The sequence below is a fragment of the Undibacterium sp. Tian12W genome, from assembly GCF_049339405.1.
Lineage (GTDB): Bacteria > Pseudomonadota > Gammaproteobacteria > Burkholderiales > Burkholderiaceae_D > Undibacterium.
The window spans coordinates 1-13,328 of sequence record NZ_JBMPPK010000015.1 but is presented as its reverse complement, the minus strand read 5'-3'; the positions used below and the strand labels follow the sequence as shown (position 1 = coordinate 13,328).

At 49.3% G+C, this 13,328-nt stretch carries 9 protein-coding genes; 5 read left to right on the top strand and 4 right to left on the bottom strand.

Annotated features, from left to right (window positions below; translation table 11 throughout):
- Positions 1–6 precede the first annotated feature (6 nt).
- From ACO0LI_RS19105 to ACO0LI_RS19090, 4 genes are all read left to right on the top strand, one after another.
- Positions 7–1,497 (top strand): RNA polymerase factor sigma-54, encoded by a 1,491-nt coding sequence (locus tag ACO0LI_RS19105; RefSeq protein ID WP_423034526.1) that lies wholly within the window; start codon positions 7–9, stop codon positions 1,495–1,497.
- A 107-nt stretch (positions 1,498–1,604) separates the two neighbouring features.
- Complete coding sequence (gene hpf, locus ACO0LI_RS19100) at positions 1,605–1,952, top strand: ribosome hibernation-promoting factor, HPF/YfiA family (protein WP_422948895.1); 348 nt, start codon at positions 1,605–1,607, stop codon at positions 1,950–1,952.
- Positions 1,953–2,380: 428 nt separating this feature from the next.
- A complete protein-coding gene (locus tag ACO0LI_RS19095; protein WP_423034524.1) occupies positions 2,381–6,001 on the top strand; it encodes an SIR2 family protein in 3,621 nt (1,206 codons plus the stop codon).
- Positions 6,002–6,255: 254 nt separating this feature from the next.
- The gene (locus ACO0LI_RS19090; RefSeq protein ID WP_423034522.1) at positions 6,256–7,350 is read left to right on the top strand and encodes an enoyl-CoA hydratase/isomerase family protein; all 1,095 of its coding nucleotides are present in this window, start codon (positions 6,256–6,258) and stop codon (positions 7,348–7,350) included.
- Positions 7,351–7,883: 533 nt separating this feature from the next.
- Here the strand turns inward: ACO0LI_RS19090 and ACO0LI_RS19085 are convergent.
- The 4 genes from ACO0LI_RS19085 to ACO0LI_RS19070 all read right to left on the bottom strand — a co-directional run bounded on the left by ACO0LI_RS19085 (position 7,884) and on the right by ACO0LI_RS19070 (position 12,785).
- Complete coding sequence (locus ACO0LI_RS19085) at positions 7,884–8,612, bottom strand: ABC transporter ATP-binding protein (RefSeq protein ID WP_423009006.1); 729 nt, start codon at positions 8,610–8,612, stop codon at positions 7,884–7,886.
- Between the two features lie 10 nt (positions 8,613–8,622).
- A complete protein-coding gene (locus tag ACO0LI_RS19080) occupies positions 8,623–10,572 on the bottom strand; it encodes an ABC transporter permease subunit (protein ID WP_423034520.1) in 1,950 nt (649 codons plus the stop codon).
- Positions 10,573–10,581: 9 nt separating this feature from the next.
- Positions 10,582–11,472: a branched-chain amino acid ABC transporter permease gene (locus tag ACO0LI_RS19075; RefSeq protein WP_110256242.1), complete on the bottom strand. Its 891-nt coding sequence runs from the start codon at positions 11,470–11,472 to the stop codon at positions 10,582–10,584.
- Between the two features lie 155 nt (positions 11,473–11,627).
- A complete protein-coding gene (locus ACO0LI_RS19070) occupies positions 11,628–12,785 on the bottom strand; it encodes an ABC transporter substrate-binding protein (RefSeq protein WP_423034518.1) in 1,158 nt (385 codons plus the stop codon).
- A 213-nt stretch (positions 12,786–12,998) separates the two neighbouring features.
- Between ACO0LI_RS19070 and ACO0LI_RS19065 the strand changes: the two genes are divergently transcribed.
- Positions 12,999–13,313, top strand: a complete 315-nt coding sequence (locus ACO0LI_RS19065; protein ID WP_423034516.1) for a hypothetical protein — start codon at positions 12,999–13,001, stop codon at positions 13,311–13,313.
- Positions 13,314–13,328 lie beyond the last annotated feature (15 nt).

Sequence of the window (13,328 nt, the reverse complement as noted above, 5' to 3'; positions counted from 1 at the left end):
ATCATCATGAAACAAAGCCTGCAACTACGTACCTCACAACATCTGGCCTTAACGCCGCAATTGCAGCAATCAATACGATTATTGCAGTTATCCACTTTGGAATTGCATCAGGAGCTGGAGACGCTGCTGACCGATAACCCCATGCTGGAACGTGTCGATGATCCCCTCGATCACGCCGTACGCCTGCTGGCCGATGGTGCCATCAATACCAGCAGTACTTCTGCAGATGCCGGCATGGAAGCACCGGCAGCAAGAGAAGACAGTGACAGGTCAGCAGAACCGACTGCCGCAGATGCAGAAACCGTCATCAGCAATGACAGCACCACTTCCAGCGAAGAAGACTGGGGCTTTGATGATGTACAGCATGGCAGCAAATCTGGCGATGATGAAGATGGCCGCCCGCAGCTCGGTGCAGCCCATATCACCCTGCGTGAGCACTTGCAGGAACAGATGCGTCTTAACCTGCGCGAACCGCGTGACCGTGCCCTGGTCGAGTTGATGATCGATGCGCTCGACAATAACGGTTACCTGACCGAAACATTAGATGAAATACATGCCAGTTTACCACTGGAACTGTGCGTAGAACCAGAAGAGCTGGCGTTTGCGCTGAACATGCTGCAAAGCTTTGATCCGGCAGGTGTCGGTGCGCGCAGCCCGTCTGAATGCCTGGCCTTGCAAATCAGGCGTCTGCCAAAAGTTGCTTTCGTCACACGCAGGCTGGCATTGCAAATTGTTGAAACACAACTGGCTTTATTTGCACAAAGAGATTTCACCAAACTCAAGAAAATCTTCGATTGCGACGACGAAGATTTGCGCGATGCACAAACCATTATCCGCCTGTGCAAACCACGACCTGGCCTGGCCTTTGCTGCCGATGAATCGGACTATGTCGTACCAGATGTGATCGTCAGAAAATCCGGCAACGGCTGGCAAGTCATGCTGAATCAGGATGTCATGCCCAGGCTGCGGGTAAGCAGCATGTATGCCAACATCATGAAGCAAAACCGTGGCGAGGCTGGCATGGGCGCGCAATTGCAGGAAGCCCGCTGGCTCATCAAGAATATGCGGCAACGTTTTGAGACTATATTGCGCGTTGCACAAGCCATAGTCGAAAGGCAACGCAATTTTTTCACGCACGGTGCTGTTGCAATGCGCCCCCTTGTTTTGCGCGAAATTGCTGATACACTAGGATTACACGAGAGCACTATCTCACGTGTAACAACCCAAAAATACATGTTGACCCCACATGGCATGTTTGAGTTGAAGTACTTTTTCGGCAGCCATGTCGCGACGGAAACAGGGGGTGAAGCATCTTCCACCGCGATACGTGCACTCATCAAGCAGTTGATAGGAGCAGAAGACCAGAAAAGCCCACTCTCTGATAGCAAAATTGCAGACATGCTGGGTGAACAGGGCATGGTAATTGCCCGACGGACAGTTGCCAAATACCGTGAAGCCCTCAAAATCCCCCCAGTCAGTTTGCGTAAATCTTTGTAAGCAGTCCTTGTAATCACGGTTTGAATTGCTATATATGATTTAGCTCAAGGCAAATAAATGCTGAGAGCGTATCGTTATAGCAAGCAACATCACTATAGGAGCACAGTATGAATCTCACCATCAGTGGACATCACGTCGAAGTAACTCCTGCAATTCGTGAATATGTACATACCAAACTAGAACGTATCAGGCGGCATTTCGACCAGGTCATTGATATCGCCGTCATCCTGACGGTGGACAAGCTCCGGGAAAAGGAAAAACGACACAAAGCCGACATCAATTTGCATATCAGCGGTAAAGATATTCACGTTGAAAGCCTGGCGCATGATCTGTATGCAGCAATCGATGCACTGGTAGATAAACTTGATCGCCAGGTCATCAAGCATAAAGATAAAATGCAAGACCATCAGCACGACGCCATCAAGCACATACCTGATCCGGCATCGGCTTCATAAGACCCCAGTCCTTACCCTGACAGGGTTGTGGACATCCAAAACAAGGACGCTAGAAGGCGTCCTTTTTGTTGGGTGAATGGTTTTGAGGTTAACAATTTACATCAATCAGTAACTGAATTACTCTGAGACAATCCGCATACATATTAACGTCATTCCAGCGTGCTATTAGCTGGAATCCAGTGGCGTTCGCGGCATGCCATGTCGCTCGTTAAATGACGTACTTTGACTAAAACGTTTGTCCCCTGTCGATACAAGCCGGGGCAAAAAGCTTCAAGTAATGTGCGCACGTATTATGTCTGTGATTAGTTGCTTCAACAATCGTGGTACTTAGCTGCACTTTCCGAGTATTGAAGATAGTATTCATTCACTGTATTGTAAGGTTAACTGTTCAAATTCAGTAAATGTTCAATCACAAAATGGAAAGTTTTATGGATAAGCTGAAACAAATTCTCACTCAAGAAGATACAGTCTTATTCATTGGGTCTGGAATATCATTATGGTCAGGGCTTCCATCTTGGTCAGGACTAATTGAAGAACTTGCGAAATTTGTCGAATCAGTAGGTGCCAACGCCGAGCTTGTTCGTGCGGAGGTTGGCCGTGGTGACCTATTACAAGCTGCAAGCTACGGGTTTGATAAATTAACGAAGCAGCAGATTGGCGACTTTATTCGGGCCACATGTCGATATGGCGTCGCTAGACCGCATGATATTCACAGAAAAATTGTAGCTTTGAGAACCCGCTGCTTTGTCACAACGAACTACGATAATCTCATTGAAGAAGCTCTCCGGCAATGGCAACCAGATCGATTTTTCCGTCCACCAATAACGAATCGACATCTGACTGAAACCGCCGAAATTATCCACGCTCGCGCCATTGACTTTGTCTTTAAGCCTCACGGTGATGCGGCAGACAGTGACAGCATAATTCTGACGCGCGAGCAGTATCGACAATTACTTCCTCAAGGAGAACGACAGAATGCATTAGAATCTTTGAAAATACTGCTAGCAAGTCGACCAGTTGTTTACCTTGGGTTTGGTTTGCGAGATCCAGATTTTCTTTACGTCCGGGATCTACTTGCGAATACTTACAAAGGTGGCACTCGTGACCACTATGCCATTATGGCCGACTTGACTGAGGCGGAAACTGACTACTGGAGACGTAACTATGGCATCCACCTCGTTAATTACACAACAACAATTAATCAGAACGGGACGAAAGAGCATACCCGTCTGCTCGATCTTCTTGACTCGCTTTCTAGGCCTGAATCAACGGCCTCAGCTCCAAGCCTAAATGATACATGCAATGACGCGTGCTCCCCAGACCAAGTTCTTTCATTGGCACGTCACGCAGCGCGATTGTCACGTGCACCAAAGGTAATTCCTGAGTTCGAAATCCGAGTGCATACAGAGCTTAGTACTAAGAGACACAGCAATTTTTACCAGCAATCGAACAAATTTGACCACTACGCAGTTGACAAATTTTTAGCTGAGGGGCCAGAACGCGCCATTCTTGTTGGATTACCAGGCGCAGGAAAATCATATGCGCTTCAGCAAGCCGCAGCGAGATTGGCGGACAAGCTTCATGAAATCTGTCTTTCAGAACCGTTCGACGAATCGTCTGTAGTTATTCCAGTTCTAGTTGATCTTAAGCTATATCGTGGAGATCTTGCCAAGCTAGTGAGTCAAACACTACCTGTTAGTTTGCCGTTCTATGAGATGAATCAGAGATTTCGGTTTAAGGTGTTATTAGATTCATTTAATGAAATGCCCAGAGAATATTGGGAAACTGGCACCTATGAAGCCGATTTTTCTAGATTTGCTGACGGTGTTGGGTGGTCATCTCTGATAATTGGCTCAAGAACGAACGATGGTCTCGACAAATTGGAATTCCCGGCTTATTACCTCGACCAAATAGATGACAAAGTTGTGTCAGCAGAAATCAGTCAGAGAAAAATCAATATCTCTGGTCGTTTTGAACAGGAAATCCGGCAATTGTTACAAAAGCCCTTCTATTTTCAATTCATCATAAGCGGTGCGGTTCTCCTGCCACCTCAGGCGCATCCGAGAGACTTCTACGATTCGTTTTTTATCAATATAGACAACGCATTTGTTGAACGATTCGGTAAAGCATTCGAAATAGAAAAAGCATTGTCTCTTGCCGCATATGACGCAATCAATCGCGGCGAAGAGGCATATCCTTTGTCGGATCTTCTCCGCGTTTTGAGGGCGAATATCGAAGCAACTGGATTTTCGAATATTAATGCGCAAGATATAGCTAATTGGCTTGTTTCAATTTCTGTTTTGATTCCTCACATTGGAGGACGGATTGCGTTCGTACATCAGTCGATCACTGAATATTTAGCAGCCAAAGAACTTGCCCGCCGGTATCTAATAACTCCACAAATTCTCAAAGAGAAACTAACGCTAACAAGATGGGATCAGGCACTGTTTCTCTCCCTTAGTCTTTTACCCGACTCACAAGCTGAAGCATTTTTCAACGACATAGTCAATGCTGACTTCGCCCTTGCATTGAATGCAGTGAGATATCTTGAGGTGGGGCGCGATGATGTCGTGACAAAGCTGCTTACCAAGGTTCCTGATCGCATAGAGGGATTTGATCAATTTGAGACGCGGATTGGATGGTATATCGAATCTTTACTGCCAATTTCGGAAATCCACGAGCCGCAATTGCGATCACTATTAAAAATTGGAAGCACTGTTGCAAGCGCCGCGGTGAAGCGCCTTATTGATTTGAAAGGTGCCGAAATCAAAGACGAAATGCTTCGCGAGATGGTAGAGGCTCGGTCAGATTACAATTATTGTGTCAACGGTATCGCAAGGCCCCTCAAACCTTTTGCCATCTGTGAGGACATCAGAAAAATTGCCTTATTGGCAAACTCCATTTCGGACGAAGTAACGCCTGATTCTAATGATGACACTGCTCTTGGGTTCATCTCAGGGGCGGCAGAGTTTCTGACCAATATTAACATTTCCTCCATAAAAGAAGAATTTGTGCCTATTGCCAAGTCAACGCCTATATCGGAGATACATGCGCGTATATTGTGCGACATTCTCTGGGGGCAACATTCAACGGAAGCATTAGAGCTTGCTGGAGACCTCTTGCTTCGCGGCATTAATAAAGCCGCTACAGCGATCTGTTTCATCGTTGGTTTCGGTAAAAAAGAGCGGCAGCTTTCTTGGACTTCTTTCACACTTGAACATCTAAATCGACTGATCACAATGATGGACGATCCCAAAGAAGACTCCTGGGCACTCAAAGCGCTTAAAGGTCTTTGTTCGGGACGGCAAGACATTGCAGAGATCGTTAAGACAATGGCAATGGAAAGATCGGGGATAGCAAAGGCATCACTACTTTACTGCGCAATACAAACAGAAGTCTCTCACGTAATCAATGCTTTATGTGAACTCGTCAACATGTCACCCGAGCAGCGAAGACAAGAACCTACACATCTTCTTCAACAGATTGACATTAACTGGGCCGGAAATGAAGTGCTTTTTGTGCAGCTTTTGAAGTTGCGTGAATATGATCTCGCTTTGGCTATTATCGACCAAGTTTACACTCCAGGAGATTGTCCTCTCGGACGTATAGAAATAGGGCCAATCGAATGGTGGTTGGATTGGCTTAAAACGGAAAGTGACCCAAGGTCATTCTCTATGCTTCAGGATCGAATATCTTGGTTGTTCACCAGATGCTTAACTAAGGAGGTGCGCCATGCTTTCGTCGTAGAATTCAATAACTCTGCCTCGAAATATCGAGATGTGCTTTCTCGCTCGATTCTACTTGACCAAAGCGACCTAACGACCGACGACTTCAGCGAAGATGCGGTTTCTTTTTTGTTAGCCGATTTAAGTAGAGGAGATTTGCCTCCATGGCGCGGCCACCTTCTTGGCAAAACATCGACAGAGCAATTCATTGTTGAACGTTTGCTACCCTTAGTGCCAAATGCAAAAGAACCACTTTTGAAAAACATTCGGGCTGTTCTTCGACAGGCCGGGTCACGCCATGGCCGTCGCTATCCTGGCGAATGAGTAAATAGGATATCTGCCGTGGTAGCATAGCTTGAAGCATTTCCCGCAAGAGTAAGAGTTCAGCATGCCCATCATCGCTGCATAAGATAGGACGCTTAGCCACGCAGAACTCTTCGCTGATGCTAGCGGGTCAGAGCTATTTTTTGTAATTAATCATGAGAATTTAAGATTTCGCTTGTGATACACCCCGTGACGCCCACGCCCGACAAAGTTAAAATAGCAGCTTCATCCCCTACCCTGCATAGTCAACCACCATGAGCGAATTTGTACTTACCTCCGTCAAGAACAATATAGGCTACATCACCCTCGACAGACCCAAAGCGCTGAACTCGCTGTCACTCGATATGGTAAGAGCGCTGACGACGACCTTGCTGGCCTGGCAGGATGATCAGAATGTGCGCGCGGTGTTTATCCATAGCAGCAGCGAGAAAGCATTTTGCGCCGGTGGTGATATCCGTTTTTTCTATGACGTCGGAACGGCCACACCCAAAGGTGACTCGGCCCTGCTGGAAGATTTTTTCACCGAAGAATATGCTTTAAATCATTTAATCCATTTCTACCCGAAACCCTATATCGCGCTAATGAATGGCGTGGTCATGGGTGGCGGCATGGGTATCGCCCAGGCGGGTGAAGATTGCCGTTTGCGCATCGTCACTGAGCGTACCAAGATGGCGATGCCGGAAGTGAATATCGGTCTTTTCCCTGACGTAGGTGGTGGCTATTTCCTGTCACGTACTGAAGGCGAAATTGGTACTTACCTGGGACTGACTGGTGAAATCATCACCGCCGCTGATGCCATCTATGCTGGTCTGGCAGATGTCTATACACCTACTGCAGAAATACCTGCGCTGATGAATTTGCTCAGTGAAAGCACAGCTACAGACCTGCGTGTAGCGACACGCGATTTCGCAGCAACTTTTGCAGACCAGGCAAAACCAGATACCAGCAAACTGGCTGCACAACACGCCGCCATCAATCGCATCTTCGCGGGCAATAGTGTTATTGCCATCTGTGAAAAACTACAGCAAGACAACAGCGAATTCGCTCAGCAAACACTGGCCACCATGCAAAAGCGTTCGCCATTGCTGATGTCAGTCACGCTGGAACAACTACGCCGCAGCAAAGACATGACAGTATCCGCCTGTCTGCGCATGGAAAGAAACATGGTACGCCATTGCTTCAAACATGGTGAAGTGCTGGAAGGTGTGCGAGCGTTGGTGGTAGATAAAGACAATACACCACGCTGGTCACCTGCGACATTGACTGAAGTGACGACAGAGCAAGTGACAGAATTTTTTGCAGAAGCCTGGCCTGCTCATGCGCATCCTTTGCGGCATTTGGACGGGTGAGTTGAAAGATTGATTGATCAAAATTTTTTGATCAATCGCAAATCAAGATATTTGCATAACGGTTGTATTGACGTTGTTTTTGTTTTTCCGCAGTTCCCATGTGTCGACGCCGTTTGTGCGGTACAGAAAATGGATCAAGAAGAGTCGCTGTCTGAGCCGCAGGCGAGTTTCGGATCTTCCCATTTTTTGTACTGCACAAACGGGAACCCCGCAGGGGCGACGATGCTGGGTCGCCTTTCTTTGAATTCTTTCTTTGGCGACGCAAAGAAAGAATTTCGGCCGCCGGGCCGAGACCCGGCTTGCATCCACGGAGAGCAATCGTTTTAATCAAAGCAAGACATATAACAAACGACACGGCATACCGCGAACGCTGCTGGATTCCAGCCAAGAGCATGCTGGAATGACGTTAATAAGATTATTCTGAGATTGAAGACAACGCAGCTTGTATGTACCACAATCACTCAAACACTACGACAGAAAAATAAAAATGAGGAGCAAGCTCCCCATTCCTTAAACTTGCGCGCACGATGCCATTAATGCTGCGCACCACCACCCAGATAAGCCGCCTTCACCGCCGGATCATTCTGCAAACTGGCCGCCGGACCATGTACCGATATCCTGCCATTTTCCAGCACATAACCATAGTCAGCCACGGCTAAAGCAGCCGCTGCAAACTGCTCCACCAGCAGCATGGTAGTACCCTGCTCTTTCAGGCGAACGATGATACGGAAGACTTCATCGACCAGGATAGGTGCCAGGCCCATTGATGGTTCATCCAGCAAGACCACGTCAGGATTGAGCATGACTGCTCTCGCCATCGCCAGCATCTGCTGTTCACCGCCAGACAAGGTACCAGCCAGCTGGTTCTTGCGTTCTTTTAAACGCGGGAACAGTTCCATGGCTTTTTGCAGATCACTTTCTATATCACCACGCGGGCGACTGCGGGTGAAACGCGGGAAAGCGCCGAGCAAGAGATTGTCTGTCACCGACATGGTGGCAAACACACGCCGCCCTTCTGGTGAATGCGCGAGACCTGCCCTGGCGATCTTGTGTGAGTCGAGGCCAGTGACATCTTTACCGGCCAGTGTCACTGTACCTTCTTTGGGTTTCAACATGCCGGAGATAGCGCGCATGGTGGTGGTCTTGCCGGCGCCGTTGGAACCAATCAGCGTGACGACCTTACCCTTGGGCACTTCCATGGAAATACCATGCAAGACTTCGACCTTGCCATAGGCTGCATGCAGATTTGAAATGCTTAACATTACTCTCTCCTCAGGCTGCAGTAGTTTCGGCGGTTTCAGCAACGCTGCCACCGAGATAGGCTTCAATCACTTTAGGGTCGGCCTGCACTGCTGCGGGTTTGCCCTCTGCAATTTTCTGGCCAAAATCCAGCACAGTCACGGTATCGCAAATCGACATGACCACATCCATATGATGTTCAATGAGGATGATGGTAATACCGTGTTCACGTATCTTGCGGATGATGGCGATCAGGTCCTTGATGTCGGGCGCTGTCAAACCAGCGGCAGGTTCATCGAGCAACAGCAGTTGCGGATTGAGACCCAGTGCACGGCCAATTTCAAGCAGGCGTTGTTTGCCATAAGGCAGATTGCGCGCCTCTTCATTAGCCAGGTCAGCCAGACCGACGAATTGCAGGATGCTGGCAGCACGTGCTCTTGCCAATCGTTCTTCACGCAGATAGCGGGGCGTATGCAACATGGCATCGCCGACATTACTACGGAAGGTACTGTGCAAGCCCACCAGGATGTTTTCTGTTGCCGTCATCTCCCCAAACAATTGCACGTTCTGGAAAGTACGTGCCACGCCACCTAAAGCAATTGCGGATGGCGTGCTGCCTGAGATGACTTTACCACCAAACTCCACCACACCATCGGTAGGCTGGTAGATGCCAGTCAGCACATTCATCATGGTACTTTTACCGGAACCGTTAGGGCCGATCAAACCATGTACCGTGCCTTTGTTGATTTGCAGATCAACCTGGTTCAGCGCTTTCAGGCCACCGAATTGCATGAGAATTTTCCGGCCTGTCAGCAGCACACCGACGCGGGTATCGCTGGCGTTGACGATAGCGTTGCTGGCATTGGTCTCTGCGCTTTCTACATTGACGACCAGATGTTGCTGCCCTTTGCCCAGCAAGCTGTTGACGAAACCGACGATGCCGTCTTGCAGGTAGTACACGACAAACAAGGTCATCAGACCAAAGATGGTCAGACGCCAGTCAGTGATGTTTTCCAGTTTGTAAGAGAACAAGGCCATGGCGACAGTCGCGCCCACAGGAACGATGAGTTCCCTGACGGTTTTGCGCTGCTTGGCGATGGCAGCACCACCGGCAATCACGGCAATGACTGCAGCGACGGTAGCAATCTTGCGGAACAGTTCTATATCAGCCAGCAGCGATGGCAACATCACGACAATCAAAGCACCCAGCAATGAACCAGTACGGGTCTTGCGCCCGCCCATGATGACTGCCAGCAGGAACATGATGGTCAGTTCAAAGTTGTAGGTATTCGGTGAAATATATTCTTCCGAATACGCATACAGGCTGCCTGCCAGACCAGCCAGTGCCGCACTGATGACAAAGGCGATGACTTTGTATTTGTAAACTGACACGCCCATGCAGTCAGACGCGATCGGGCTGTCACGCAAGGCCTGGAAAGCACGGCCATAGTGAGAGCGTAAAACACGGTGCACCACGACCAGCGCCAGCACCAGCATGATGGCAACCAGATAAAAGAAACCAACCTCACCGAGTTTTTGCCCAAAGATTACAGGCTTGGTGAGTTTGATGCCCATTGGCCCTTCAGTCAGGAAACTCATTTCATTGATGAGAATCTGGATGATGGTACCAAAGGCCAGTGTCACCATGGCCAGGTAAGGCCCGGTCACACGCAGTGCAGGCAGGGCCAGCAAGGCACCAAATACGGCTGTGACGGCAATACTGCAAGGGATGGCGACAAACACCGACATGCCCAGTTTGAACACCAGCACGCCCGTTGTATACGAGCCTATGCCAAACAAACCGGCATGACCGAGTGACACCTGACCAGTGTAACCGACCACGATGTCCAGACCAAACAGCAGGATGGCGTAGATCAGTATGGTCTCAGCCAGGTGCAGGTAGTAAGGGTTATGCATTATTATGGGTGTCAGCGCCAGTGCGCCTATACCCAGGACGGAAAGAGCGAGAGTCTGCTTATTCATACTTGTGCCTCACACTTTCTTGATGGCGGCTTTGCCAAACAAACCGGCAGGTTTGACGGCCAGCACCAGCAGCAACAGGACCAGGCCCGGCACCTCTTTGTAGCCTGTGGAGATGTAAAAGCCAGTCAGGGTTTCAGCAATGCCCAAAATCAGGCCGCCGACAATGGCGCCTACGCCAGAAGTCAGGCCACCGATAATTGCCACGGCAAAGGCTTTTAAACCCAGTGCCGAGCCCATCGTGGCGCCTGTCAGTGTCAGTGGTGCCACCAGTACGCCTGCGAAGGCTGCAGTGGCGGAGGACAGCGCATATGAGAAAGTAATGACCATGCTGGTATTGATACCCATGAGGCCAGCCGCATCCCTGTCATTCGATGTGGCGACAACGGCTTTGCCGTAAATGGATTTGCGGTTGAAAAACTCGACCGCCAGCATCATCGCCAGCGCGCCGATAACGACCACGACCTGCATGGCCTGCACGTTGGCGCCAAACACCTGGAAAGGTGCTGCAGACAAGGGAGACGGGAAAGTCAGATCATCCTTGCCCCAGATATTTTCTGCGACGTTTTTAAAGATGATGGCAAGTGCGATGGTGGACATGATCCAGCCAAATTCTGATTTGATCTTGATAGCCGGGCGCACGCCTATCCATTCAACGACCATGCCTTGCAGGCCGCCGAAGATCAGGACTATCGGTATCATCAGCCAATAATTCATATACGGGCCGCCATGCACATTGCCGACTACGCTGAGACCCACCAGGGCGCCCAGCATCAGGGCTTCACCCTGGCCAAAGTTCAAGGTGCCTGAAGTCGCAAATGTGAGCTGATAGCCAAATGCGATGACAGCATAAATCATCCCCAGGGCTATGCCGCTGAAGACGAGCTGAAGTAAAATTTCCATGTTGTTCACCCAAGGAGTGCAGCCTGCCAGGACCATCCACCCGATGTTGGATCGCCTTGAAGCTGTCTGTCTGAATAACAGCCCAGTCATCTTGCACTACGGTAGCAGGTGACCGGGCTGAGGGCTATTCCAGGCGCTGAGGCAGCGCCCTGTCTTTATTTACCCTGGACGATGTGGCCGCCTTTGGCTTCGCCCATGACAGGCATACCAGGCTTGATGGCTTCATGATCGTCATGCGAATAAGGCTTGTTGTAGGTGGTGATCACGCCTTCCACTTTTTCGCTCAGGTTTTCCAGCGCTTCACGTACTTTGACGCCGTCTGTACCACCAGCTTGCTTGATCGCTGCAGCCAGCAGGTAGATGGAGTCATATCCTTGCGCGGCAGATACGGCGGAAGGCATGCGATCTACCTTGTAAGCCTTTTGATAGGCTTCGATAAAGGCTTTGCGTTTTGGAGTGTTTGGATCCTGGATGAAGGTTTGTGGCATGGTTGCGCCATCGCCGTTTTTGCCAGCGTTGTCGAGGAAGTTACCCATGGACAAAGTCCAGCTGCCGATGATAGGTACTTTCCAGCCCAGTTTTTCCATACCGTTGGCGATTTGTGCCAGCTCAGGGCCGATGCCATAAGTCAGCACGGCTTGTGCGCCGCCCTGCTTGGCTTTCAACAACTGGGCTGTCATGTCGACATCCTTGATATTGAATTTTTCTACAGCGACTGGCTTGATGCCTTTGGCACCCAGGGTTTTTTCCAGATCTTCACGACCCAGTTGACCATAGTTGGTTGAGTCAGCCAGGATGGCGACCTTGGTAAATTTGTTCTTGACCACCGCTTCATCCACGATCATGGCAGACTGGATGACGTCATTTGCTGCCGTGCGGAAGATGTAATTATCTTTGTGTTCAGGACCAACGAACTGCTTGGTGATCACGCTGCCTGTTGCCACATTGTTGATGACAGGGATTTTGGCTTCCTGATAAAAACGCTGGGATGCCAGTGCCACGCCGGTATTGATATAACCGACGGTAGCAACCACTTTTTCTTTGTTGATGAGCTCTTGCGCGACCTGCACACCGCGTTCATTTTTGGCTTCATCATCACGTTCTACCAGTTGCAACTGTCTGCCCAGCACGCCGCCTTTGGCATTGATCTCGCTGACGGCGAGTTTGACGCCATCACGCATGGATACACCCATAGGGGCTGAACCACCGGTGAAAGGGCCGGCAACACCGATTTTGATAGGTTCTGCTGCATTGCTTGCAGCAGCCAGACCCAGAACAATAGACGCGACTAGGGCTTTGACTTTGTATGACATGTTTGTCTCCTGATTTTTTATGTAAGTACTTCAAAAATGAATTTATGAATTACCACGATAAATTAACAGGAAATCGAAAAAATCTCAGGCTCCATTCTACTTAAGTAAAACTACGCAAAAATGCGGGGCGAAGAATAATGCGGGACGCTCGGAGGGGGCAAAGCCTTATGCAGCAAGGCTTTAGCCAGGGAATTGTGTGCCAGATGCAGCAAAATGGTGCAGAAGTTTGTTACAGAAAGAAACTCTTTCAAGCTTTCGATGAAAGATTTTCATGTCACTGGCATTAAAAAATTTATTGATGAGAATGGAGTGCTGCAAAAAAGCCGCAAAATTTTCATCAGAAAAGAATACCGTACGCATCAGGCACCCGGTTTCAGGTGCGCGGACAAGACAGTTTTGCTGCCCTGTCGTGCTGCAATTAAATTACCTCCGGCAAAGCCGGAGGTTTATTGCTGGGGCGCCTCAAAGGCGCTGGTAACCCTTGAGCCGCCTAAAGGCGGCTACAGTCCCAATTTCATTTGGTCGTAACGCTCATCTTCCTGC

Coding starts and splice junctions, on each gene's coding strand:
- ACO0LI_RS19085 (WP_423009006.1), bottom strand. CDS start 8,612: ATGTTAAGCATTTCAAATCTGCATGCAGCCTATGGCAAGGTCGAAGTC.
- ACO0LI_RS19090 (WP_423034522.1), top strand. CDS start 6,256: ATGAGCGAATTTGTACTTACCTCCGTCAAGAACAATATAGGCTACATC.
- hpf (WP_422948895.1), top strand. CDS start 1,605: ATGAATCTCACCATCAGTGGACATCACGTCGAAGTAACTCCTGCAATT.
- ACO0LI_RS19065 (WP_423034516.1), top strand. CDS start 12,999: ATGGTGCAGAAGTTTGTTACAGAAAGAAACTCTTTCAAGCTTTCGATG.
- ACO0LI_RS19070 (WP_423034518.1), bottom strand. CDS start 12,785: ATGTCATACAAAGTCAAAGCCCTAGTCGCGTCTATTGTTCTGGGTCTG.
- ACO0LI_RS19105 (WP_423034526.1), top strand. CDS start 7: ATGAAACAAAGCCTGCAACTACGTACCTCACAACATCTGGCCTTAACG.
- ACO0LI_RS19095 (WP_423034524.1), top strand. CDS start 2,381: ATGGATAAGCTGAAACAAATTCTCACTCAAGAAGATACAGTCTTATTC.
- ACO0LI_RS19075 (WP_110256242.1), bottom strand. CDS start 11,472: ATGGAAATTTTACTTCAGCTCGTCTTCAGCGGCATAGCCCTGGGGATG.
- ACO0LI_RS19080 (WP_423034520.1), bottom strand. CDS start 10,572: ATGAATAAGCAGACTCTCGCTCTTTCCGTCCTGGGTATAGGCGCACTG.